Source organism: Microbacterium sp. G2-16M (genome assembly GCF_055809115.1).
Map to the genome: position 1 here is coordinate 3281530 of NZ_CM147897.1, position 22138 is coordinate 3303667.

At 70.4% G+C, this 22138-nt stretch carries 22 protein-coding genes and 1 tRNA gene; 12 read left to right on the top strand and 11 right to left on the bottom strand.

From position 1 onward, the window contains the following. Positions 1-89 precede the first annotated feature (89 nt). Positions 90-731, top strand: a complete 642-nt coding sequence (locus tag AC0L6F_RS15470) for an NAD(P)-dependent oxidoreductase (protein ID WP_473538556.1) — start codon at positions 90-92, stop codon at positions 729-731. Between the two features lie 238 nt (positions 732-969). Here the strand turns inward: AC0L6F_RS15470 and AC0L6F_RS15475 are convergent, their stop codons facing one another. Then, positions 970-2274 (bottom strand): DUF4032 domain-containing protein, encoded by a 1305-nt coding sequence (locus tag AC0L6F_RS15475; protein WP_473538557.1) that lies wholly within the window; start codon positions 2272-2274, stop codon positions 970-972. 97 nt (positions 2275-2371) lie between these two features. Beyond that, positions 2372-3475 (bottom strand): ABC transporter ATP-binding protein, encoded by a 1104-nt coding sequence (locus AC0L6F_RS15480; protein ID WP_473538558.1) that lies wholly within the window; start codon positions 3473-3475, stop codon positions 2372-2374. 211 nt (positions 3476-3686) lie between these two features. On the opposite strand from AC0L6F_RS15480, the gene AC0L6F_RS15485 reads away from it, so the two are divergent. Together AC0L6F_RS15485 and AC0L6F_RS15490 are read left to right on the top strand one after the other, a co-directional pair. Further along, positions 3687-4691 (top strand): DsbA family protein, encoded by a 1005-nt coding sequence (locus AC0L6F_RS15485; protein ID WP_473538559.1) that lies wholly within the window; start codon positions 3687-3689, stop codon positions 4689-4691. A gap of 27 nt (positions 4692-4718) precedes the next feature. Next, positions 4719-4791 (top strand) — tRNA-Thr (locus AC0L6F_RS15490). Between the two features lie 76 nt (positions 4792-4867). Here the strand turns inward: AC0L6F_RS15490 and AC0L6F_RS15495 are convergent. The 4 genes from AC0L6F_RS15495 to msrB all read right to left on the bottom strand — a co-directional run bounded on the left by AC0L6F_RS15495 (position 4868) and on the right by msrB (position 7353). After that, the gene (locus AC0L6F_RS15495; RefSeq protein WP_473538561.1) at positions 4868-5761 is read right to left on the bottom strand and encodes an alpha/beta hydrolase; all 894 of its coding nucleotides are present in this window, start codon (positions 5759-5761) and stop codon (positions 4868-4870) included. 9 nt (positions 5762-5770) lie between these two features. After that, positions 5771-6298: a GNAT family N-acetyltransferase gene (locus AC0L6F_RS15500; RefSeq protein WP_473538562.1), complete on the bottom strand. Its 528-nt coding sequence runs from the start codon at positions 6296-6298 to the stop codon at positions 5771-5773. 108 nt (positions 6299-6406) lie between these two features. Beyond that, positions 6407-6949, bottom strand: coding sequence for a nitroreductase family protein (locus tag AC0L6F_RS15505; RefSeq protein WP_259611549.1), 543 nt, complete (start codon positions 6947-6949; stop codon positions 6407-6409). Next, positions 6946-7353, bottom strand: coding sequence for a peptide-methionine (R)-S-oxide reductase MsrB (gene msrB / locus AC0L6F_RS15510; RefSeq protein WP_473538564.1), 408 nt, complete (start codon positions 7351-7353; stop codon positions 6946-6948). The genes AC0L6F_RS15505 and msrB overlap by 4 nt, the downstream gene beginning before the upstream one ends. A 90-nt stretch (positions 7354-7443) precedes the next feature. Between msrB and AC0L6F_RS15515 the strand changes: the two genes are divergently transcribed. The 4 genes from AC0L6F_RS15515 to groL all read left to right on the top strand — a co-directional run bounded on the left by AC0L6F_RS15515 (position 7444) and on the right by groL (position 11141). Beyond that, positions 7444-8490, top strand: a complete 1047-nt coding sequence (locus AC0L6F_RS15515; RefSeq protein ID WP_473538565.1) for a DUF2332 family protein — start codon at positions 7444-7446, stop codon at positions 8488-8490. A gap of 9 nt (positions 8491-8499) precedes the next feature. Next, positions 8500-8748 (top strand): DUF3263 domain-containing protein, encoded by a 249-nt coding sequence (locus tag AC0L6F_RS15520; RefSeq protein WP_259611550.1) that lies wholly within the window; start codon positions 8500-8502, stop codon positions 8746-8748. 92 nt (positions 8749-8840) lie between these two features. Further along, positions 8841-9410 carry a LytR C-terminal domain-containing protein gene (locus tag AC0L6F_RS15525; RefSeq protein WP_473538566.1) on the top strand — a complete coding sequence of 190 codons (570 nt, stop codon included), beginning with the start codon at positions 8841-8843 and terminating at the stop codon, positions 9408-9410. Between the two features lie 111 nt (positions 9411-9521). Next, positions 9522-11141 carry a chaperonin GroEL gene (gene groL / locus AC0L6F_RS15530; RefSeq protein ID WP_274637449.1) on the top strand — a complete coding sequence of 540 codons (1620 nt, stop codon included), beginning with the start codon at positions 9522-9524 and terminating at the stop codon, positions 11139-11141. A 48-nt stretch (positions 11142-11189) separates the two neighbouring features. On the opposite strand, the gene AC0L6F_RS15535 is transcribed toward groL, so the two are convergent. From AC0L6F_RS15535 to AC0L6F_RS15550, 4 genes are all read right to left on the bottom strand, one after another. Further along, positions 11190-11477, bottom strand: a complete 288-nt coding sequence (locus tag AC0L6F_RS15535; protein ID WP_259613356.1) for a WXG100 family type VII secretion target — start codon at positions 11475-11477, stop codon at positions 11190-11192. A gap of 124 nt (positions 11478-11601) precedes the next feature. Beyond that, positions 11602-13227 carry a sensor histidine kinase gene (locus AC0L6F_RS15540; protein ID WP_473540018.1) on the bottom strand — a complete coding sequence of 542 codons (1626 nt, stop codon included), beginning with the start codon at positions 13225-13227 and terminating at the stop codon, positions 11602-11604. Between the two features lie 148 nt (positions 13228-13375). Continuing rightward, a complete protein-coding gene (locus AC0L6F_RS15545; RefSeq protein WP_259611552.1) occupies positions 13376-14068 on the bottom strand; it encodes a response regulator transcription factor in 693 nt (230 codons plus the stop codon). Between the two features lie 7 nt (positions 14069-14075). Beyond that, entirely contained in the window at positions 14076-14795 is a 720-nt protein-coding gene (locus tag AC0L6F_RS15550; protein ID WP_473538569.1) for a helix-turn-helix transcriptional regulator, read from the bottom strand. Positions 14796-14904: 109 nt separating this feature from the next. On the opposite strand from AC0L6F_RS15550, the gene folE reads away from it, so the two are divergent. The 5 genes from folE (at position 14905) to AC0L6F_RS15575 (ending at position 20361) form a co-directional block, all read left to right on the top strand. Continuing rightward, positions 14905-15516, top strand: coding sequence for a GTP cyclohydrolase I FolE (folE, locus tag AC0L6F_RS15555; protein ID WP_473538570.1), 612 nt, complete (start codon positions 14905-14907; stop codon positions 15514-15516). Between the two features lie 47 nt (positions 15517-15563). Next, complete coding sequence (locus AC0L6F_RS15560) at positions 15564-16787, top strand: NAD(P)/FAD-dependent oxidoreductase (RefSeq protein ID WP_473538571.1); 1224 nt, start codon at positions 15564-15566, stop codon at positions 16785-16787. Between the two features lie 17 nt (positions 16788-16804). Then, the gene (gene folP / locus AC0L6F_RS15565; protein ID WP_473540019.1) at positions 16805-17692 is read left to right on the top strand and encodes a dihydropteroate synthase; all 888 of its coding nucleotides are present in this window, start codon (positions 16805-16807) and stop codon (positions 17690-17692) included. Further along, positions 17689-18396, top strand: a complete 708-nt coding sequence (locus AC0L6F_RS15570) for a pyrimidine reductase family protein (RefSeq protein ID WP_473538572.1) — start codon at positions 17689-17691, stop codon at positions 18394-18396. The genes folP and AC0L6F_RS15570 overlap by 4 nt, the downstream gene beginning before the upstream one ends. Positions 18397-18525: 129 nt before the next feature. Then, a complete protein-coding gene (locus AC0L6F_RS15575) occupies positions 18526-20361 on the top strand; it encodes a bifunctional metallophosphatase/5'-nucleotidase (RefSeq protein ID WP_473538574.1) in 1836 nt (611 codons plus the stop codon). A 132-nt stretch (positions 20362-20493) separates the two neighbouring features. Here AC0L6F_RS15575 and AC0L6F_RS15580 read toward each other — a convergent pair whose 3' ends face one another. Beyond that, positions 20494-22134 carry a DNA repair helicase XPB gene (locus AC0L6F_RS15580; protein WP_473538575.1) on the bottom strand — a complete coding sequence of 547 codons (1641 nt, stop codon included), beginning with the start codon at positions 22132-22134 and terminating at the stop codon, positions 20494-20496. Positions 22135-22138: the final 4 nt, after the last annotated feature.

Genomic DNA, 22138 nt, shown 5'->3' on the forward strand with positions numbered 1-22138 from the left:
GGAAGGCCGGAATAGCCCGGTCGGGGCGGTGTTGGATGGTGGTGGGGTGCCGGCTCGGCGCCGCGCACCGTCAGCGGAGAGGAACAGCAATGGCACGCATCGTCGTCATCGGAGGAACCGGCTACGCCGGAGGTCACATCGTCGCTGAGGCCGCATCGCGCGGACATGACGTCGTCTCGATCTCGCGCAGCGCAGCGGAGGCGCCGGTCGACGGCGTGACGTACGTGCAGGGCTCCGTGCTCGATCTCGACGCGCTGGACGGCGTCCTCGACGGGGCGGATGCCGTGGTCTCGGCGATCTCGCCGCGCGGCGACATGACCGACAAGGTGCTGGATGCGCTGCGCGCATTGGAGGCGAAGCTGAGCGGAACCCCGACCCGCCTCGGGGTGATCGGCGGCGCCATGGGCAGCCTCGCCGCGCCCGGCGGCCCGCGCCTGTACGACCTGGGCGTCCCGCCCGAGTTCGGCAACGAGCCCAAGGTCGGCGTCGACTCGCTCGATCTGCTCGAGGCCACGGACGACGGACTGGACTGGTTCTTCGTGCACCCGCCGAAGGAGTTCGGGGCGTGGGTGCCGGGCGAGCGCACGGGTCGCTACCGCGACGGCGGCGAGGTCGTGGTCGAGGACGCGGACGGCAAGTCCTTCATCTCGGGCGCGGACTTCGCGATCGCGGTCGTCGACGAGATCGAGGCCCCCGCCCACCACCGCTCCCGCTTCACCGTCGGCTACTGACTCGAAATCGTACGATTTGGCCGACTGCACATCATCCTGGGCCGGGTTTGATGTGCAGTCGCGAGTTTGATGTGCAGTCGCGGCGGCGCGGCTCAGGCGGCGCGGCGCGGCACAGGCAGCGCAGCGGTGCGCAGGCGGCGGCAGGGGGCGACCCGGGAGCCGGGCGGGAGCGACGCGCCCGCGGCGGCAGAGGCGACCCGGGAGCGCGCGGCGGCCGGCGCAGCGGGCACCCCGCCACTCAGACCAGGTCGCGCCAGTCGACCACGTCCTCGTCCTCGTCGTCGGATGCCGCGGACAGCGCGATCGGCAGGGTCATCGTCTCGGTGGCCGGCCCCATGACGGTGGCCTCATCACGGCGGTGGCGCAGCACGTCCTCGATGTAGCCGGTCAGCACCTCGGCCAGCGGGATCGAGACACCCCGCGCCTGGGACATGTACCAGCGGTGCTCGAGCACCTGATGGAACACCTCGGCCGGTTCGAGCTTGGCGCGCAGCTCGAACGGGATGGCCCGCACGATCGGCTCGAACACGCGCGTCACCCACTCGTGCGCGAGCATCTCCTCGTCCTCGTCGCCGCGCTCGGCGCGCGCCCGGTACTCGTCGAGATCGTTCAGCAGCCGCCGTGCCTGGTTCTCCTCCACGTCCAGCCCGGTCAAGCGCAGCAGGCGACGCTGATGGTGCCCGGCATCCACCACCTTCGGCTGGATCGAGACCCGGGTGCCGTCCGGAGCCGTCGTGATCGACATCTCGTCGATGTCGAATCCGAGCGCATTGAGCCGCTGCACCCGCTGGGTGATCCGCCAGGACTCGTTCGCGGCGAACGACTCGGTGTCGGTGAGCGCCGCCCACAGCGACCGGTACGCCGACACGATCCCATCGGCGATCGCGACCGCATCCACCCCGCCCTCCAGCCGGCCGCCGGCGGCGAGGTCGAGGATCTCGCCGGCGATGTTCGTGTGCGCCACCTGCAGGTCGTGCTCGCGCTGGCCGGCGGTCAGACCGCCCTCATGCAGCTCGCCGGTCTCGGCATCCACCAGATAGGCGGCGAAGGCGCCGGCATCCCGCCGGAAGAGGGTGTTCGACAGCGACACGTCGCCCCAGAAGAAGCCGATGTTGTGCAGTCGGACCAGGAGCACGGCCAGCGCGTCCACGAGCCGGCCGGCGGTGTCGGGGCGCAGCACCTGGGTGAACAGCGCCCGGTAGGGGAGCGAGAAGCGAAGGTGCGCGGTGACCAGGGCCGCCGGCAGATGCTTGCCGGCGGCATCCGTCCGTCCGGCGATCACGGCGACCCGCTCCACGCACGGGACGTCCAGTCGGGCGAGGCTGCCCAGCAGGTCGTACTCGCGCTGGGCCATCTCCTCGGTGGTCTCCTTGATGGCGACCACGTTGCCGGACAGGTTCGCGAACCGCACCAGGTGGCGCGAGATGCCCTTGGGCAGGTAGACGATCTCGCGGCTGGACCAGTCGCCCAGCCCGGTCGACCAGGGCAGCGCGAGCAGGCCGGGATCCACCGCGCGGGCGGTGATGGACAGTGCCTCGCTCACGATGCTCCTCCGGGATGCTGCCGGAATACCGGGATGCGGCCGGAATACGACGCGGCGCGGGTCGGAGAACCGAACCCGCGCCGCATGGATGCCGGGATTACGCGGACGCGATCGCCTTCTCGGTGAGCCGCTCGCCGGTCTCGATGTCGAACACGTGCACGTGATCGTGGATCGGGGTCAGCACGACGGTCTCGCCGGCGTTCGGGTGCTGGCGGCCGTCGACGCGGGCGACGATGTCGGTGCGCTTGCCGTCGATCTCGGAGTGGCCGTAGAGGTAGCCGTCGGCGCCGAGCTCCTCGACCAGGTCGACCGTGATCGACAGGCCCTGCCCGCCGGCGGGGCCGACCTGGATGTCCTCGGGGCGCACGCCCACGGTGACCTGGGCACCCGTGGCCTTGGTGAGGGTGGATGCCTCGACCGGCACGACCGTGTTCCCGAACGTGACTCCGCCTTCGGCGAGGTCGACCGGGAACAGGTTCATGGCGGGCGAGCCGATGAAGCCGGCGACGAACACGTTGTTCGGCTGCTCGTACAGGTCGCGGGGCGTTCCGACCTGCTGCAGGATGCCGTCCTTGAGCACCGCGATGCGGTCGCCCATCGTCAGCGCCTCGGTCTGGTCGTGCGTGACGTACACGGTGGTGACGCCGAGGCGACGCTGCAGCGACGCGATCTGGGTGCGGGTCTGCACGCGCAGCTTCGCGTCGAGGTTCGACAGCGGCTCGTCCATGAGGAACACCTGCGGCTGGCGGACGATCGCGCGGCCCATGGCGACGCGCTGACGCTGGCCGCCGGAGAGCGCCTTCGGCTTGCGGGCGAGGTACTCCTCGAGGTCGAGGAGCTTCGCGGCCTCGAGCACGCGCGCGGCCCGCTCCTCCTTCTTCACGCCGGCGATCTTCAGGGCGAAGCCCATGTTCTCGGCGACGGTCATGTGCGGGTACAGCGCGTAGTTCTGGAACACCATCGCGATGTCGCGGTCCTTCGGCGGGACGTCGGTGACGTCGCGGTCGCCGATGAGGATGCGGCCGGAGTTGACCTCTTCCAGACCGGCGAGCATGCGCAGCGAGGTGGACTTTCCGCAGCCGGACGGACCGACCAGCACCAGGAACTCGCCGTCGGCGACCTCGAGGTTCAGCTTGTCGACCGCGGGGCGGGTGCCTCCGGGATACAGGCGGGTTGCGTTGTCGAACGTGACGGACGCCATTGCTTCTTCTCCTTCACCGGCAGGTACGTGCCGGACGATCCGTTGTGATGGGAATGGACCCAGAGGCCCTGCACCCGACAGTGGGCGCTTCCTCAGTATGCCAGATGCCGCTCTCTGGGTATTTCCCAGGCTGCCTGGTTAGCATCGAATCTGTCGCGGTACCCGCGCGGCGTCCCGGATGAGTCCGGCCAGCAGTGTGTCAAGAGGTCCCATGTCGAACGATGAGTCACCGAACGTTCCCGATCCGAACGGTCGCCGCAGCGCCGTGCGCGAGAAGGCGCAGCAGGTGCACGCACGACAGCGACGGGGCCGCGTCATCCGCCGTACCGCACTCGCCGTCGGCGCGGTCGCGGTCGTCGGTGTGGTCGCGGTCGGCGTGACCATGGCCGTCGCGTCCCAGACGACCCGCCCCGACATGTCCCCGGCCAACGTCGTGGATGACGGCTTCGCCATCACCAGCGTCCGCGGGGTCGCCGTGGAAGGCACGGGTCAGTCGATCGACTCCAGCCCCGCCCCGACCTCGTCGCCGACATCCACCGCCGCGGCATCCGGCGCAAGTGCCAGCCCGAAGCCCTCGCCGTCGGCCACCACGCCCGGCGCCGTCGACATCCGCATCTATGTGGACTACTTCGCCCCCGGGGCCAAGCAGTTCCAGATCGCGAACGCCCAGCAGCTCACCCGCTGGGTGAGCCAGGATGCTGCGACCCTGAGCTATTACCCGGTGGCGATGCTGTCGGCCAAGTCCAACGGCACCAAGTACTCGCTGCGCGCCGCGAGTGCGTCGGCCTGCGTCGCGACTCATTCGCCCGATTCGTACTACGCGTTCAACAATGCGCTGCTCTCGCACCAGCCCGAGCAGGGCACCGACGGCCTGACCGACGAGCAGCTCGCCGACCTCGCGATCGCCTCCGGGGCCACCCAGCCCAAGGTCGTCCGGGACTGCATCGAGGGTCAGGACTACGCGACCTGGGCGAAGTCGGCCACCGAGCGGGCGCTCGCGGGAATCCCCGACACCAAGGGTGTCGCCCTCACCGGCACGCCCATGATCCTCGTGAACGGAACGCCGTACGCGGGCGCTCTGGACGACCCGAAGGAATTCGCGCAGTTCGTGCTCACCCTCTCCAGCGACGCGTACTACACGCCCAGTTCGCCGACCCCGACCGCGACACCCGGTGCGACGAGCACGCCGTCGCCGTCGTCCACCTCGGGCAAGTGAGTCGGCCCGGCTAGACTTGGTCGGTCCGCCGGCTTGGCGCAATTGGTAGCGCACCTAACTTGTAATTAGGGGGTTGCAGGTTCAAGTCCTGTAGCCGGCACCGTGATTCCCGACGCTCTGCGTCGTCGTTCGGGCGCCGCTGCAGTGGCGCAGACGTGCCTTCTGTGACGGAGGGGTCAGCCCGCGGCATCCATCTGCGCCACGACGAATCGCGTGAGCGTCTCGAGGTAATCGGGGACGAAGTCCTCGCCGTGCTGGAGCCGGTGATCGCCGCGGGGGAGCACATGCAGGTCGAGGAGGTCCGGACGCACCACCGTCCGGAGGATCGCGGCACTGCGTGCGACCGGGACGACGTCGTCATCTTCGCCGAACAGCGCGAGCAGCGGGACGTCCATCGTGCGGAGGGCGCCCTGCGGATCGTGGGGCATCACGCGTGCGGCGAAGGCCCACAGGTCGGGATCGGCAGGGACGAAGACGCCGGCGGCGACGAGCTCGTCGATCAGGGGAAGGGCCCGGGCGCGCGGCCACCCGATGTCGAACGGCAGCGCGAGCAGGTCCATCACCCGCGTGAAGGTGCGGAGCCCCTCCCGCGCCGCGTGGTCGCGCCAGCCGCGCAGCCGCAGCGTCTGCGCCGTCGAATAGGTCTCCTGCTCGCGCGGACCGACGGCCGGCCCCGAGTTCGTGATCACGAAGCCGACGGCGTCCTGCGCGGCCGCCTCCTGCACCACCCAGCCGCCCTGGCTGTGGCCGAACAGTCCCGTGGGCAGGTCTCGGACGACCTCCCGCGCTGCGGCCAGGCCGGCGGCCAGATCCGCCGCCTGCAGGGGGATGTCGGCGTCCAGCCAGTCGCCGGACGATCCGCCCACCCCGCGCTTGTCGAAGGAGCACACCGCGGCGCCCGCATCGAGCAGCGCCGCCCGGATGGGCGGGAAGAGCACATCGTTGTCGCGATCGCTCGGGCCCGAGCCCGGGTACATGAGGACGAGCGCCCGGGCCTTCCGCTCCGGATGCCAGAGGCTGCCGGCGAGCCGCACGCCGTCGTGATGGGCCACCAACGGCTCCGCGTTCATGCGTCCTCGCTACGCCGCGTCATCACGGAGCAATTGAAACATGACGTGGTCGCGCCACTGTCCGTCGATCTTGAGGTATCGCGGCGCCAACCCGTACTGGGTGAAGCCGTTCCGCTGCAGCACCTTCTGCGAGGCGGTGTTCTCGGGGACGGTCTCGGCCTGGATCCGATGCAGCCCGAGCTGCCCGAACGCATACGCCACACCGAGGTTCACCGCCCGCGTCGCGTGCCCGCAGCCCAGACGATCCGCCCGGACCCAGTAGCCGACCGCGCAGGACTGGAGCGCACCCCGCACGACGCCGCTCAAGGTCAGACGTCCGAGGATCTCGCGTCCGGCGATGATCAGGAATGGCACCGAGGTTCCGGCATCCATCTCGTCGCGTGCGAGTCGAGCACGCCGCTCCTGCTCGGCCGCGGTGAAGAAGTCGTCGCTTCTGCGCTGCTCCCACGGCTGAAGATGTTCGCGGTTCTGCCGAAGGAGCTCAGTGAGTTCCGGAACATCGTCGAGCTCCAGGGGTCGGAGCGACGTCTGGACCATCCCGCATCTCCCTTCCGACCGGCCATCTCGCGTCGATCCATCGATCCTAAGCGGGGCCTGACCGGTCGGGCTGCCGCGGCATGCGTCCGGCGGGCGGGGCGGCGTGGCTCAGCGGGGGTCGGGCATCGGGGTCAGATACCGCTCGGCGTCCAGGTCCTTCCGGGGGCCGGCGGCCTTGCCCTCGGGTCGCCCGCCGACGTACAGCCATCCCAGGAGGTTCTCGTTCGCTCGCAGTCCGTGCGCCTTGGCCACTGGCTCGGTGCGGGTCCACCGTCCGGTGCGCCAGATCACGCCCCAGCCGGCGTCGTCCAGCAGCAGGCTCAGGGTGTGCGCGACACCGGCGGCCGCGGCCGCCTGCTCCCAGCGCGGCACCTTCTCGCTCGGCCGGTAGCTGACCACGACCGCGATCAGCAGCGGCGCGCGCAGCGGCTTCGCGGAGGCGCCCTTCTCTCCGTCCGCCTTGTTCATCGCCCGGCCCAGGCGTTCCCGATCGGCGCCGCGCAGCTCGATCAGCCGCCACGGACGCAGCGACGAATGGTCGGCGGCGCGGCCGGCGGCGGCGACCAGCGGCAGCAGCTCGTCGTGGGAGGGCGCGGCATCCGTCACCTTCGAGAAGGACCGGCGCGCCCGGACCGCGTCGAATGCGCTCACTCGGACTCTTCGGGCGTGAACGACAGCGAGATCGAGTTCATGCAGTAGCGGTCACCGGTCGGCGTGCCGAATCCGTCGGGGAAGACGTGCCCCAGGTGCGAGCCGCAGTTCGCACAGCGCACCTCGGTGCGCTGCATCCCCAGGGTCTCGTCCTCGAGCAGTTCGACGGCCTCGGGACGGACGGATTCGTAGAAGCTCGGCCAGCCGCAGTGCGATTCGAACTTGGTGCCGCTGCGGAACAGCTCGGCCCCGCACGCCGCGCACGTGTACAGCCCGGCGCGATGCTCGTCCAGCAGCTCGCCGGTCCACGGCCGCTCGGTGGCTGCCTCTCGCAGCACCGCGTACTGCTCCGGGTCGAGCTCGGCCCGCCACTGCTCGTCGGTCTTGTTCATGATGTAGGTCATCGCGATCCTCCTGCCCCTCTATTCAACCCGACGATCGGGCGCTGTGTCGCGGTTCTGCCGGCGATCATCCCGGTGGGCGAGAATGGGGCGATGCCCGACCGTTCCGCCGTGGATGTCGCCGCCGTGCGGGAGCGCTACGCGCGCTTCGCCCGGGACGAGGCGCCGGGGCGCTCGCCGCTGTACGCGCAGTGGGCGTCGGGTGTGGCATCCGACCCCGCGACGGCGGCCGTGCTCGCGCGGATCAGTCCGCAGCATCGTCAGCCGCCGCTCGTGTTCGCGGTGGCGCGGATGCTGGGGTCCGGGCTGTCCGACTATCCCGGCTGGGCGGCGTGGCTGCACGTGAACGCCGAGGCGCTCATCGCGACGTGCGAGGACCGGGGCGTGCAGACCAACGAGCCGCTGCGATGTGCGGCGCTGCTGCCGGCGCTGAGCCGGATAGACGGGCCCATCGCGCTGCTGGAGGTCGGGGCCAGCGCCGGCCTGTGCCTCTACCCGGATCGCTATTCCTATCGCGTGCACCCCGACCACGGAGCGATGCAGGCTCTCGATCCGGCGGACGGGCCGAGCCCGGTGACGCTGCACACCCGATGGATGGGGGAGGCGCCTGCGCTGCGCCTGCCCGAGATCGTCTGGCGCGCCGGCATCGATCTGAGGCCGCGCGATGCCCGCGATCCGGACGACCGGGCGTGGATCACCGGTCTGGTCTGGCCCGGGGAGCAGGAGCGCGAGCAGCGGATCCGAGCGGCCCTGGATGTCGTGGCCGCCGACCCCCCGCTGCTGCAGAAGGGGGATGCCGCGGACCTGCTGCCTGCGCTGGCGGCCCAGGCGCCGACCGGCGCCACGCTCGTCGTGACCACCCCCGGCGTGCTCGCCCATGTGCCCCGAGCCGGTCGGGAGCAGATCGCGGCCGCCGCACGCCGCACCGGGGTGTGGATCACCCTGGACGCCCCCGGTCTGCACACCGGCGTCGCGGGCAGATGGCATCCCGCGCCGGAGCCGCGCGACTGGCCGAACGGGGCGTTCGCGGTCGCCGTCGACGGCGTCGTCATCGCGGCGGCCGACCCGCTGGGTGGGACGGTGCGCCCGATCGGGGCCGAGTGGGAGTGGCATCCCGTCGATCCCGGCGACGCGCCATAGCCTGGCATCGTGCCTCTGGACGACCGCGACCTCGCCATCCTCGACTTCGAGTCCCACTGGACGCGCCACATCGGCGCCAAGGAAGAGGCGATCCGCGCGGAGCTCGACCTCGCCCCGGCCCGCTACTACCAGCTGCTGTCCCGTCTGATCGAGCGCGCCGACGCGCTCGAGCACGACCCGATGCTGGTCAAGCGCCTGCAGCGCATCCGCGACGACCGGGCCCGCGCGCGTCTGGCTCGGGCCTCCGGCGACCGCTGAACGCGAGCGTGCGCCGGGCGGCCGATGCCGCCTCGACGCGAACCTGAGCGCGGCCCGGCGGCGCGCAGAGCCGCGCCGGGTAGCATCGGGGGGTGCCGAGATCGACCTACCCGCGGGACAGCTTCGACGATCTGCCCGCGGATGCGGGGCGGGTCGGCGCGCACCGCGCGGAGAACCCTCGCCTGCACGCCGGGGCGGTGATCGCCTGGGCGGCCATCGCCACCATCGTGCTGATCGCGCTCGGCGTCTTCGGCACGATGCTCGCCACCGGCCGGCTCGGTCCCGGCGCGACCACGGCACCGACCGCCGCCCCCACGCCGTCGGTGACCCCGGTCGTGGACACGGGCTACAGCATCCTGATCCTGAACGCGACCGGCGTGGCCGGCCAGGCAACGACCGCGAAGAACGCCGTCGTGCACGCCGGGTGGGCGGCCGGCAGCGTCTCGCCGGGCGAGGCGGGCTCGACGTACCCGACCACGACGGTGTATTACGTCCTGCCCGAGGATGCTGCGGCGGCGGCGGGACTGGCGGAAGTCGTGGGCGGTGCGGCGGTCGTGCAGAGCGACAAGTATCAGGCGACCGGCGATCCGCAGGCGCAGCAGCTGATCCTGGTGCTGGGCACGGACCGCGTCGCATCCCCCTCGCCGACGAGCACCCCGTAGTACGCCGTCACAGCTTGCACTCGATGGGGTCGAGTGCCAGAATGGCGTTAGCACTCACGATTGACGAGTGCTAAAGACCGTCAGCCAACGTCCGGGAGGGACGACAAAAACATGGCAAAGATCATCGCTTTCGACGAAGAGGCCCGTCGCGGTCTCGAGCGCGGCCTGAACACGCTGGCCGACGCCGTCAAGGTGACACTGGGCCCTCGCGGTCGCAATGTCGTGCTCGAGAAGAAGTGGGGTGCCCCCACCATCACGAACGACGGCGTCTCGATCGCCAAGGAGATCGAACTCGACGACCCGTACGAGAAGATCGGCGCGGAGCTCGTCAAGGAGGTCGCCAAGAAGACCGACGACGTCGCCGGTGACGGCACGACCACCGCCACGGTCCTCGCTCAGGCGCTCGTGCGTGAAGGCCTGCGCAACGTCGCCGCCGGCGCCGACCCGATCTCCCTGAAGAAGGGCATCGAGAAGGCCGTCGCCGCCGTCATCGAGCAGTTGCACGCCTCCGCGAAGGAGGTTGAGTCCAAGGAGCAGATCGCGGCCACCGCGTCGATCTCCGCGGCCGACAGCACCATCGGCGACCTGATCGCCGAGGCGATCGACAAGGTCGGCAAGGAGGGCGTGGTCACCGTCGAGGAGTCCCAGACCTTCGGCACCGAGCTCGAGCTCACCGAGGGCATGCGCTTCGACAAGGGCTACATCAACCCCTACTTCGTCACGGACCCCGACCGCCAGGAGGCGGTCTTCGAGGACCCGTACATCCTCATCGCGAACCAGAAGATCGGCAACATCAAGGATCTTCTGCCCGTCGTCGACAAGGTGATCCAGGACGGCAAGGAGCTCGTCATCATCGCCGAGGACGTCGAGGGCGAAGCCCTGGCGACCCTGGTGCTGAACAAGATCCGCGGCATCTTCAAGTCGGTCGCCGTCAAGGCCCCCGGCTTCGGCGACCGTCGCAAGGCGCAGCTGCAGGACATCGCGATCCTCACCGGCGGCCAGGTCATCACCGAAGAGGTGGGCCTGAAGCTGGAGAACACCACGCTCGACCTGCTCGGCCGTGCCCGCAAGGTCATCGTCACCAAGGACGAGACCACGATCGTCGAGGGTGCCGGCGAGTCCGAGCAGATCGAGGGTCGCGTCACCCAGATCCGTCGCGAGATCGAGAACACCGACAGCGACTACGACCGGGAGAAGCTGCAGGAGCGTCTGGCCAAGCTCGCCGGCGGCGTGGCCGTCATCAAGGCGGGCGCGGCCACCGAGGTCGAGCTCAAGGAGCGCAAGCACCGCATCGAGGACGCCGTCCGCAACGCGAAGGCCGCCGTCGAGGAGGGTGTGGTCGCCGGTGGCGGCGTCGCGCTCATCCAGGCCGGTGCCCTCGCGTTCGAGGCACTCGAGCTCGTCGGCGACGAGGCGACCGGGGCGAACATCGTCCGGGTCGCGATCGAGGCGCCGCTGAAGCAGATCGCGCTGAACGCCGGTCTCGAGCCCGGTGTCGTCGCACACAAGGTGGCGTCGCTGCCGGCCGGCCACGGCCTGAACGCGGCCACCGGCGAGTACGGTGACCTGTTCGCACAGGGCATCATCGACCCGACGAAGGTCACCCGCTCGGCGCTGCAGAACGCGGCATCCATCGCGGGCCTGTTCCTGACCACCGAGGCGGTCGTCGCGGACAAGCCGGAGAAGGCCTCGGCCGCTCCGGCCGACCCGACCGGCGGCATGGACTTCTAAGTCCGACCACGACGAACGGCCCCTCCGCGAGGAGGGGCCGTTCGTCGTCTACCGGAACAGTCCGGCGCTGAACTGCTCGGCTTCGGCATACTGCTGCCCGGCCGCGGTGAGCGCGCCGTTGATCGCGGCCAGGCTCTCTTCCACCTGTCGCTGCGTGGCACGCCACTGATCCACGATCGAGGCGAACGCGGTCGAGGCCGTGCCGGTCCAGGTCGACTGCAGCTGCGTCAGCTGGGCGAGCATCGCGTGCGTCTCGCTCTGCAGTCGGTCGATCGTGCCGCGCACCGCAGTGGTGGTGGACAGCACCGCGTCGCTGTCGACGGAATAGATGGCCATGGATGGGCTCCTCTCCTGGGGTGCGTCCACGCTAGGCCGCCGTCGCCGTGCCCGGATGCGGGGGTCCAAGATCCGTGGAGAACCCGCCCGCCGCCCCTGCCTGGGGAGGAAGCGGTGCCGCGCCCTATCGGGACTCGTCGTCCAGCCGCTCCAGCGGCTGCGTCTCGATCCCCAGATGGTCCGCGGCATCCCAGCCGTGCGCGAGCGGGAACGCGACCCGGAACGTCGCGCCGCCGCCGGGGGTGTCGCTGACCGACACCGAGCCGTGCAGCACGTCCACGATCGAGGCGACGATCGACAGGCCGAGGCCCGAGCCGCCGGTCTCGCGCGTGCGCGAGGTGTCGGCGCGCCAGAACCGCTGGAAGATCTGGTCGCGGATCTGCGGGGGGATCCCCTCGCCGTGGTCGGCGATCGCGATCCAGCCGGTGCCGGCCGCGGCATCCACGCCCACGGCGAGATCGATGGGGGAGTCGTCGGCGGTGTAGCGGCGGGCGTTGGCGAGGATGTTGGCCACCACCTGGCGGATGCGGTTCTCCTCGCCCAGCACGATGGGTTCGGCCCGCAACGGCACCGGCCCGGTCGCCGTGCCCACCAGGTCGGTCGGCTCGGGTGTCGCGTCCTCGGCCGCGGGGCGAGGACGGCGGCGCAGCAGGCCGCGAGGCCCGGGGATCCGCGCCGGCGGCCGCCGTCGCGGCCCGGTCGGGACGGGAGCGGTCGGCAGCTGCAGCGCCGGGAGCTCGTCGGCCGCGACCGGTGAGGTGGTGTCGTTGATCGACACCTGACGGCGGGGGGATGCCGCACGCAGGTCGAGTGCGGCGTCCCGGGCGATCGGACGAAGGTCGACCGGGACGATCGGCACCTGTTCGCGCTGCTCGTCCAGCCGGGTCAGGGCGAGGAGGTTCTCCACCAGGGCCCCCATCCGGATGGCTTCCTTCTCGATCCGCTCGAACGCGGTGGCCACGTCCTCGTCGCTGCGGATCGCGCCCATCCGGTACAGCTCCGCGTATCCGCGCACGGTGACCAGCGGGGTGCGCAGCTCATGGCTCGCGTCGCCCACGAACCGGCGCATCTGACGGACGGCCGAATCCCGCTGACCGAGCGCGGCATCCAGGCGTGCCAGCATCGCGTTGATGGCGATCTTCAACCGCCCGACCTCGGTGTGCTCGGGCTCGATCTTGGTCATCCGCTGGCTGAAATCGCCGGCGGCGATCGACATGGCGGTGGTCTCGACCTGGCTCAGGCTCCGGAAGGCGAGGGTGACCACGCCGCGGGTCACCAGCGCGCCGATCAGGATGGTCAGGACGGCCAGGATGCTGTAGATGCCCAGGAACGTGCCGATGATGCGGCTGACGGATGACGTGGGCAGCGCGACCAGCTGCGTGTAGAACTCGGCGCGGGAGTTCACCTGGAAGGGAGTGACGCTCGCGCGGAAGCCCACGCCCGCGGTGCCGGCCACGTCGAACGGCCGCGAGCCGCGGATGGCGGTCTCCTGCGTGGTCATGGACGCGGGGAATTTCGGCGTGTTCTCGGTGTTCGGCCCCGCCGAGGCCAGCATCGTCCCCTCGGCGTCGTAGACCGCGACGAAATAGCCGGATGCGGAGTAGTCCACCGGCGCGGACTTGTTCGGCGTGAACGTGACGTCGTCGCCGGCGACGGTGATGTCGAAGACGCCCTTGGCGATGTCGGTGCCGGCCAGCTGCTGCACCTGGGCGTCGAGGTTGGCATCCAGGGCGTTGCGCAGGAAGATCATCGTCCCCGTCCCGGAGACGAACAGGCCGATGGCCAGCACCGCGACGGTGACGCCGGTGACCTTGGCGCGCAGGCTCAGTCCGCGCCACCATCCGGTGACGGCGTCGGGCTGCGGAGTCGTCAGGGCGCGCTCCCGGGGACGGCCCGCGTCACGCGGGCTTGCCGGCCTTGAGCATGTATCCGAAGCCGCGCTTGGTCTGGATCAGCGACTCGGAGGAGTGCGGGTCGATCTTGCGGCGCAGGTAGGAGATGTAGCTCTCCACGATCCCGGCATCGCCGTTGAAGTCGTACTCCCACACGTGGTCGAGGATCTGCGCCTTGCTCAGCACCCGGTTCGGGTTCAGCATCAGGTAGCGCAGCAGCTTGAACTCGGTCGGGCTCAGCTCGATCTGCGCGTCGCCGACGAACACGTCGTGCGTGTCCTGGTCCATCGTCAGCTCGCCGGCGCGGATCACCGACTCCTCGTCGGTCTGCATCGTGCGGCGCAGGATGGCCTGGATGCGAGCCACGATCTCGTCGAGGCTGAACGGCTTGGTGACGTAGTCGTCGCCGCCCGCGTTGAGCCCTTCGATCTTGTCCTCGGTCTCGTCCTTGGCGGTCAGGAACAGGATCGGCGCGGTGTAGCCGGCGCCGCGGAGGCGCTTGGTGACGCTGAAGCCGTTCATGTCCGGCAGCATCACGTCGAGGACGATGAGGTCGGGTTCTTCCTCGAGCACGGCGGAGATGGTCTGCGCGCCGTTGGTGACGGCGCGCACCTGGAAGCCTGCGAATCTCAGGCTCGTGATCAGCAGATCGCGGATGTTCGGTTCGTCGTCGACGACAAGGATGCGCGGTGCGGTCATGTGCCCATTATGGTGACCCGGGCTCTGATCGTGTGGGAGGTTCGCGCACGGCGCCACCATCCGGTTCGGCCTGCGCGGCGCGGACTTCGACGCAGCAATGCCCGTCGCGGGGGATCAGATGGGGGGTGCGCGGGTCGTCGACGGCGCCCACGATGCCCTGCACGAGGGCCAGATTCGCCCCGCAGATCAGGTCCGTGTGCCGTGCCGCGAGCACGTGGAAGGGGCAGTTGCCGAGCATCAGACCGCCCTGGCCGTCCGGTTCGGGGGCGTAGCCGCAGGAGGTCAGGGCGCCTTCGACGGTGCCGGCGTCGTGGCCGAGCTGCGCGCCCAGCTCGTGCGCCTGCGCGGTGACCGCGTCGCGCATCGGGACGCCCTCCCGGTCGGCCCGCTCTGCGGCCGAGGCCAGCAGATCGCCGGCCACTTCGTAGTGCCGCTCGGGGATCGACCCCACCAGCTCGCCCGCCACCGCGCGATACAGCTTCGCGGGCCGCCCGGCCCCGGGCCCGCTGCGGCCGGACAGGCGACGGTACTCGACCGTGAGCAGACCCGCCTCGACCAGGCGGTCGAGGTGGAAGGCCACGGTGGATCGGGGGATGCCGGCGGCTGCAGCCGCGGCATCCCGCCCCACCGCGTCGTGCGCGCGGGCCACGACGTCGTACACGCGGCGGCGCATCGGATCCCCGAGCGCACCCAGTGCGTCCGCCCGATTCCCGGAGAGAACACTCATGGGCCCCATCGTACTCTAAAAATGTGATTCTTGACAAAAGAATTCGTCGGGGCTAGCGTCGGACTCGGGCACCGACATCCGGCCGGCGCCGGAAGGGGCCGGCAAGGGCATGTCCATCGGAATCCAGACGTCATCCGCAGCCGTGACCCCGCTCGAGGCCGTCGAGGACGACCAACCCCGCGTCGACGTGGTCGCCGCCGAGCGGGCGGTCGCTGCGCTGCTGCGGGCGCTGGGCCGCGATGTCGCCGACCCGCACCTGGCCGAGACCCCGCGCCGGGTGGTCGCCGGACTGCGCGAGCTGATCGAGCCGCGGCCGTTCGCGCTGACGACGTTCCCGAACGAAGACGGGTACGACGAGCTCGTGCTGGTCCGCGACATCCCGTTCACCTCGCTGTGCGAGCATCACCTGCTGCCCTTCCGCGGCGTCGCCCACGTCGGCTATCTGCCCGGCGACCGGATCGTGGGGCTGTCCAAGCTCGCCCGCGTCGTCGAGCTGTTCGCCCGCGACCTGCAGGTGCAGGAGGCGCTGACCGCCCAGATCGCCGAGCATCTCGAGCGGATGCTGGAGCCCCGCGGCGTCGGGGTCGTGCTCGAGGCCGAGCACCTGTGCATGTCGCTGCGCGGCGTGCGCGCCACCGGCGCGACGACGACCACGAGTGCTTTCCGCGGTGCGCTGCGCGACGATGAGGTCCTGCGGGCGCGCTTTGCCCGCGCGCGCTGACACGACAAGAGACATCGGACACGAGACAGGAACGAGAGGGGAACGCCATGACACGCATGGTCATCGTCGGGGGCGGTCTGGCCGCCGGCACGGCGGCGGAGACGCTGCGCACCGAGGGGTACGACGGCGAGATCGTGGTGATCGCCGACGAGCCGCACACGCCGTACCAGCGCCCGCCGCTGTCCAAGGGGTTCCTGAAGGGCGACGAGGGGCGGGATGCCGTCATCCTGCATCCCGACGACTGGTACCGCGAGCAGCGGGTCGACGTGCGCGTCTCCACCGCGGTGACCGCGTTCGATCCCGCAGCGCACGAGGTCACGCTGTCGGACGGCACGACCCTCGGCTACGACAAGCTGCTGCTGGCGACCGGCTCGTTCCCGCGCGCGCTGCCGATCCCCGGCCACGACCTGGACGGGGTGCACATGCTGCGCCGGCTCGACGACTCCGAGGCGCTGAAGGCGCAGCTGTCCGGCGGCGGCAAGCGGCTGGTGCTCATCGGGTCCGGCTGGATCGGGATGGAGGTCGCCGCGACCGCCCGCCAGCTCGGCAATGAGGTCACGATCCTGGAGCGCGATCCCGTTCCGCTGGCCGTCGCCCTGGGCGACCAGATGGGGAACGTGTTCCGCACACTGCACGAGGAGCACGGCGTCGACCTGCGCACCTCCGTGAACGTCGAGCGGATCGAGGGCACCGACCGGGCGACCGGTGTCGTCGTGGACGGCGAGACGGTGCCCGCCGACCTCGTGCTGATCGGCGTCGGGGCCATCCCGAACACGCAGCTGGCCGAGGCCGCGGGCATCGACGTGGACCACGGCATCCTCACCGATGCGTCGCTGCGCACCAGCGCCGCCGACGTGCTCGCCGCCGGCGACGTCGCCAACGCGATGCACCCGCTGCTGAAGCAGCGGCTGCGCAGCGAGCACTGGGCGAACGCGCTGAACGCCGGCCCGGTCGCCGCCAAGGTCATGCTGGGGCAGGATGCCGTGCACGACATGATCCCGTACTTCTACACCGATCAGTACGACCTGGGCATGGAGCTCAGCGGCTACCCGCCGCTGATGAAGGACGCGCAGATGGTGATCCGCGGCGACGTGGACGCACGCGAGTTCATCGCGTTCTGGGCGCAGGGGCGGCGGGTCGTCGGCGGCATGAACGTGAACGTGTGGGACGTGAACGAGACCGTGCAGGAGCTCATCCGCTCCGGTCGGGATGTGGACCTGGACGCCCTGGCCGACGCGCAGGCCCCCCTCGACGGTCTGGTCACCGCGTGAGACCGGACGCCCTCGTGATGCCCCGGCTGGAGCATCCGGTGCGCCGCATCGGCGGACGCGACATCGACTTCTCGCGGCAGACGGCCGTGATGGCGATCGTCAACCGGACGCCGGACTCGTTCTACGACAAGGGTGCCACGTTCGCGCTGGATGCCGCGGTCGCTTCGGGCGCCGCGGCGTTCGCCGCCGGCGCGGCGCTGGTGGACGTGGGTGGAGTGAAATTCGCACCGGGGCCGGCGCTGCCGGTGGAGGACGAGCTGCGGCGGGTCCTCCCGGTCGTGCGCGCGCTGTCGCCGCTGGGGGCGGTGAGCGTGGACACCTTCCAGCCCGCGGTCGCGAAGGCGGCGATCGCCGCCGGAGCCGCCGTGATCAACGACACCACCGGAGTGCATGATCCGGCCATGGCGGATGTCGTGGCCGACTCGGACGCGACCCTCGTGGTGGCGCACAGCCTGGCCGCTCCCCGCACCCAGCTGCCGCTGCCGCACTACCAGGACGTGGTCGCCGAGGTCGGGGAGTTCCTGCGCGCGCGTGTCGACCTCGCCGTGGGCCACGGCGTGCCGCGGGAGCGGATCATCGTCGACCCCGGTCACGACCTGAACAAGAACACCCGGCAGTCGCTCGAACTCACGCGGCGCCTGGGCGAGCTCGCCGACATCGGGCTGCCGATGCTCGTGGCCGCATCGAACAAGGACTTCGTCGGCGAGGCGCTCGGACGCGAGCGACACCAGCGCCTGCCCGGGTCGCTGGCGACCGCGGTCTTCTGCGTCCTGCAGGGTGCACGGATCGTGCGCGCGCACAATGTCGTCGAGACCGTCGACGCGCTGCGCATGGTCGAGGCGATCCTGGGCTGGCGCGAGCCGGTGTACGAACTGCACAACACCAAGCCCGAGGGGAACGCATGACACCCACCCGCGGCGAGCTGTTCGCCGGCTACGCGCTCGATGACCGCGCCACGCCGCGGGTGCGGATGAACTTCGTGTCCAGTGCGGACGGCGCCGTGACGCTGGACGGACGCAGCGGGCCGCTGGGCGGCCAGACCGACCGTGCGCTGATGGAGGTGCTGCGGGCGATGGCCGACGTCGTCCTCGTGGGCGCCGGCACCGTGCGCGTCGAGGGCTACGGCGGGGTGGCCCCGCAGCCGGAGGATGCCGCGTGGCGGCGTGCGCACGGACTGTCGCCGGTGCCCCGCCTGGCGATCGTCAGCGGGCGGCTGGACCTGTCACCGGCCGCCGCCGTGTTCACCGAGGCATCCGCCCGCCCGCTCGTCATCACCCGGGCGGCGTCGCCGACGGCACGGCGCGAAGCGCTCGCCGAGGTCGCCGATGTGATCGTGTGCGGCGACGCGACGGTGGACCTGTCGCTGATGGTCGCGGCGCTGGCCGACCGGGGGATGCCGCAGATCCTCAGCGAGGGCGGGCCGCATCTGTTCGGGTCGCTGCTGGAGGCGGATGTCGTGGACGAGCTGTGTCTGACCCTCGCCCCGCGCGTGGTCGGCGGCAGAGCGGGACGGATCGCGCAGGGCGCCGCGGAAGGCGACCGCGCCCTCGGGCTGCGCAGCATCCTGCGCGACGACGACGGGTTCGTGTTCCTGCGCTACGCCCGCTGACGCTGTTCAGTCCGTTCAGGGCGAATTCATCTGAAAGGTTCAGTTGGAGGTCGTCGTGCGCTAGGTTCTGTCCCATCGCGCGCACGACACACCCCGTCGACGATGCGCCCGCAGGAACGGAGACACCCCGTGATATCTCGCAGGAAGACCGGACGGATCGCAGGAGCGGCCGCGATCGCGATCACCGCGGCGCTGGCCGTGGCGCTGAGCGCACCCGCCCAGGCCGCCCCCAAGGACCCCCACCCGAAGACCCCCAACGGTCCGACGGTCGACGTCCAGCTGCTGTCGTTCAACGACTTCCACGGCAACCTCGAGGCCCCCGCCGGCTCGAGCGGGAGGCTGGTCGTCGACCACGCCGTCAACGCCGCCGGCGCGGTCAGCGACGTGACCGAGAACGTGGGCGGCGTGGAGTATCTGGCCACCCACCTCGCCGACGCCCGGAAGGGGCATCCGTACTCCCTCACGGTGGCCGCCGGCGACCTCATCGGCGCCTCGCCGCTGCTGTCCGGCGCATTCCACGACGAGCCGTCGATCCTCGCCATGAACGCGCTCAAGCTCGACGTGTCGGCCGTGGGCAACCACGAGTTCGACGAGGGATACAAGGAGCTGCAGCGCATGGCCGACGGCGGCTGCATCGATGACGGCGACGGTGCGAACAACCAGAACTCCTGCCCCGACGGCACGTTCCCCGGCGCGCGCTTCGACTACCTCGCGGCGAACGTCGTCAAGGCAGGCACGAACAGGACGATCCTGCCGGCGTATGCGATCAAGAAGATCAAGGGCGTCAAGATCGGCTTCATCGGCATGACGCTGAAGGACACCCCGTCCATCGTCACCGCGGCGGGAGTGGCCGGTCTGCAGTTCAACGATGAAGTGGCCACTGCCAACGCACTCGTGCCCGTGCTGAGGAAGAAGGGCGTCAACGCGATCGTGGTGCTCATCCACCAGGGCGGCGTGCCCGGCCAGCAGACCTGGTACCACGACGGAACGCCGTACACGGTGAACCCGTCCTACGACGCCGCGTGCGCGAACGGTGCCCAGCTGGACCCCACCAGCCCGATCATCCCGATCGCGAAGAAGCTGGATCCGGCCATCGACATGATCGTCTCGGGGCACACCCACCAGCCGTACGTGTGCGACATCAAGGACCCCGCCGGCAACGACCGGATGGTGACATCCGCATCGTCGTTCGGACGCCTGTACACGGACACGACGCTCACCTACGACCGCCGCACCAAGGACATCGTGCGCACATCGGTCGCCAGCGAGAACATGCTCGTGACGAGGGATGTCGCGAAGGACCGCCGCGAGACGGCGATCATCGATCACTACAAGGAGCTCGTGAAGCCCATCGCCAGCAAGGTGATCGGGCAGATCACCGGTGACGTGACCCGCACGCAGGACGCCGCGGGCGAATCGGCGCTGGGCGACCTGATCGCCGACGCGCAGCTGGCCGACCGCAGTGTCGTCGGCTCGTACGGTGCGCCGGTGATCGCGCTGATGAACCCCGGCGGGATCCGCACCGATCTCGTCTACGACGCGTCATCGTGGGGCGAGGCGCCGGGAGACGTCACGTTCGAGGAGGCGTTCACGGTCCAGCCGTTCAACAACTACCTGGTCTCGCTCGACCTGACCGGTGCGCAGCTCAAGCAGCTGCTGAACGAGCAGTGGAGCGGACCGAACGTCGCGAGCCGCAAGATCCTGCAGGTCAGCGACGGCTTCGCGTACTCGTACTCGGGCACCGCGCTCGGTGCGGTGACGCTGAACGGGCAGCCGCTGGATGACACCGCGACGTATCGGGTGGTGACGAACAACTTCCTCGCCGGCGGCGGAGACGGGTTCCCCACGTTCCTCGACGCGCAGAACGTCTACTACGGCGGCCTGGACATCGACGCGTTCGCGGACTACCTGTCCGCGCACAGCCCGTACGCGCCGGTGACGCTCGACCGGATCACGGCGCAGTAGCCGGCGCCGGCTGCCGCGAGAGGGAGATTCGGGCGGGGGAAGGAGCTTTCCCGTCCGGATCTCCTTCTCCCGCCGAGATCTCCTTCTGCCGCCCCGGCGCGCGGTGTCTGGGCGTGCTGCGCCGGGCGCAGCTCAGGCGGCGAGCCGGTCCGCGTCCAGAATCGTGTACGCGTAGCCCTGTTCGGCGAGGAACCGCTGCCGGTTCTGAGCGAAGTCCTGGTCGACGGTGTCGCGGGCGATCAGGGTGTAGAAGCTCGCGGTGTGTCCCGATTCCTTCGGTCGCAGCAGACGGCCCAGCCGCTGGGCCTCCTCCTGCCGCGAGCCGAACGACCCCGACACCTGGATTGCCACGGATGCCTCGGGCAGATCGATCGAGAAGTTCGCGACCTTCGAGACGACCAGCACCTCGATCTCGCCCACTCGGAACGCCTGGTACAGCTCCTCGCGCTCGTCGACCGGGGTCGCCCCGGTGATCTTCGGAGCGTCCAGCGCCTCGGCCAGCACATCGATCTGGTCCAGATACTGGCCGATCACCAGGATCCGCTCGCCCCGGTGCTTGGCCACCAGATCCTTGACCACACCGATCTTGGCCGGCGCCGTGGCCGCGAGCCGGTACCGCTCGTCGTCGGCGGATGCCGCGTACTCGAGCCGGTCGTCGTCGGGCAGGTCGACCCGCACCTCGTAGCAGACGGCCGGCGAGATGAAGCCCTGCGACTCGATCTCCTTCCACGGCGCATCGAAGCGCTTCGGGCCGATCAGGCTGAACACGTCGCCCTCGCGGCCGTCCTCGCGCACCAGGGTGGCGGTCAGGCCCAAGCGTCGCCGTGCCTGCAGGTCGGCGGTGAGCTTGAACACCGGCGCGGGCAGCAGATGCACCTCGTCGTAGATGATCAGACCCCAGTCCAGCGCGTCCAGCAGGGCGAGGTGGGCGTACTGCCCCTTCCGCTTCGCCGTGAGGATCTGGTAGGTCGCGATCGTGACCGGCTTGACCTCTTTGACCTGCCCGGAGTACTCGCCGATCTCGTCCGCGGTCAGGCTCGTGCGGCGCAGCAGCTCGTCGCGCCACTGCCTTGCGCTGACCGTGTTGGTCACCAGGATGAGGGTGGTGGTCTTGGTGGCGGCCATCGCGCCCGCCCCGACGAGGGTCTTGCCTGCGCCGCACGGCAGCACCACGACGCCCGAGCCGCCCTCGGTGAAGATGTCCACCGCGTGCCGCTGGTACGGGCGCAGGCTCCAGTCCTGCTCGGCGAGATCGATCGGATGCGGCGTGCCCGGCGTGTACCCGGCGAGGTCCTCGGCCGGCCAGCCGATCTTCAGCAGCTCCTGCTTGATGTGGCCGCGCGCCCAGGCGTCGACCAGGTACACGTCGGGGGAGGGATGCCCGACCAGCAGGGGCTGGATGCGCTTGTTCTTGGACACCTCGGTCAGGACCGCGGCATCCGTGGACTTCAGGATCAGCTGGCCGTCGGCATCCCGGTCGATGACCAGGCGCCCGTACCGGTTGACGGTCTCGCGGATGTCGATCGACACCGACGGCGGCACCGGGAACTTCGACCACCGCTCGAGGGTGGCCAGCATGTCGTCGGCCTGATGCCCGGCGGCGCGCGCGTTCCACAGCCCGAGCCGGGTGATGCGGTAGGTGTGGATGTGCTCGGGAGCGCGTTCCAGCTCGGCGAAGATCGCCAGCTCGTGGCGGGCGCTCTCGGCGTCCGGGTGCGCCACCTCCAGCAGGACGGTGCGGTCGCTCTGGACGATGAGGGGGCCGTCGGACATAACT

Excerpts from the sequence above, each read along its gene's own strand:
- msrB (WP_473538564.1), bottom strand. The coding sequence starts at position 7,353 with ATGACCTACATCATGAACAAGACCGACGAGCAGTGGCGGGCCGAGCTC.
- AC0L6F_RS15535 (WP_259613356.1), bottom strand. The coding sequence starts at position 11,477 with ATGGCCATCTATTCCGTCGACAGCGACGCGGTGCTGTCCACCACCACT.
- AC0L6F_RS15580 (WP_473538575.1), bottom strand. The coding sequence starts at position 22,134 with ATGTCCGACGGCCCCCTCATCGTCCAGAGCGACCGCACCGTCCTGCTG.
- AC0L6F_RS15485 (WP_473538559.1), top strand. The coding sequence starts at position 3,687 with ATGTCGAACGATGAGTCACCGAACGTTCCCGATCCGAACGGTCGCCGC.
- groL (WP_274637449.1), top strand. The coding sequence starts at position 9,522 with ATGGCAAAGATCATCGCTTTCGACGAAGAGGCCCGTCGCGGTCTCGAG.
- AC0L6F_RS15540 (WP_473540018.1), bottom strand. The coding sequence starts at position 13,227 with ATGATCTTCCTGCGCAACGCCCTGGATGCCAACCTCGACGCCCAGGTG.
- folE (WP_473538570.1), top strand. The coding sequence starts at position 14,905 with ATGTCCATCGGAATCCAGACGTCATCCGCAGCCGTGACCCCGCTCGAG.
- AC0L6F_RS15570 (WP_473538572.1), top strand. The coding sequence starts at position 17,689 with ATGACACCCACCCGCGGCGAGCTGTTCGCCGGCTACGCGCTCGATGAC.
- AC0L6F_RS15500 (WP_473538562.1), bottom strand. The coding sequence starts at position 6,298 with ATGGTCCAGACGTCGCTCCGACCCCTGGAGCTCGACGATGTTCCGGAA.
- folP (WP_473540019.1), top strand. The coding sequence starts at position 16,805 with ATGCCCCGGCTGGAGCATCCGGTGCGCCGCATCGGCGGACGCGACATC.
- AC0L6F_RS15495 (WP_473538561.1), bottom strand. The coding sequence starts at position 5,761 with ATGAACGCGGAGCCGTTGGTGGCCCATCACGACGGCGTGCGGCTCGCC.
- AC0L6F_RS15515 (WP_473538565.1), top strand. The coding sequence starts at position 7,444 with ATGCCCGACCGTTCCGCCGTGGATGTCGCCGCCGTGCGGGAGCGCTAC.
- AC0L6F_RS15545 (WP_259611552.1), bottom strand. The coding sequence starts at position 14,068 with ATGACCGCACCGCGCATCCTTGTCGTCGACGACGAACCGAACATCCGC.
- AC0L6F_RS15550 (WP_473538569.1), bottom strand. The coding sequence starts at position 14,795 with ATGAGTGTTCTCTCCGGGAATCGGGCGGACGCACTGGGTGCGCTCGGG.
- AC0L6F_RS15470 (WP_473538556.1), top strand. The coding sequence starts at position 90 with ATGGCACGCATCGTCGTCATCGGAGGAACCGGCTACGCCGGAGGTCAC.
- AC0L6F_RS15480 (WP_473538558.1), bottom strand. The coding sequence starts at position 3,475 with ATGGCGTCCGTCACGTTCGACAACGCAACCCGCCTGTATCCCGGAGGC.
- AC0L6F_RS15560 (WP_473538571.1), top strand. The coding sequence starts at position 15,564 with ATGACACGCATGGTCATCGTCGGGGGCGGTCTGGCCGCCGGCACGGCG.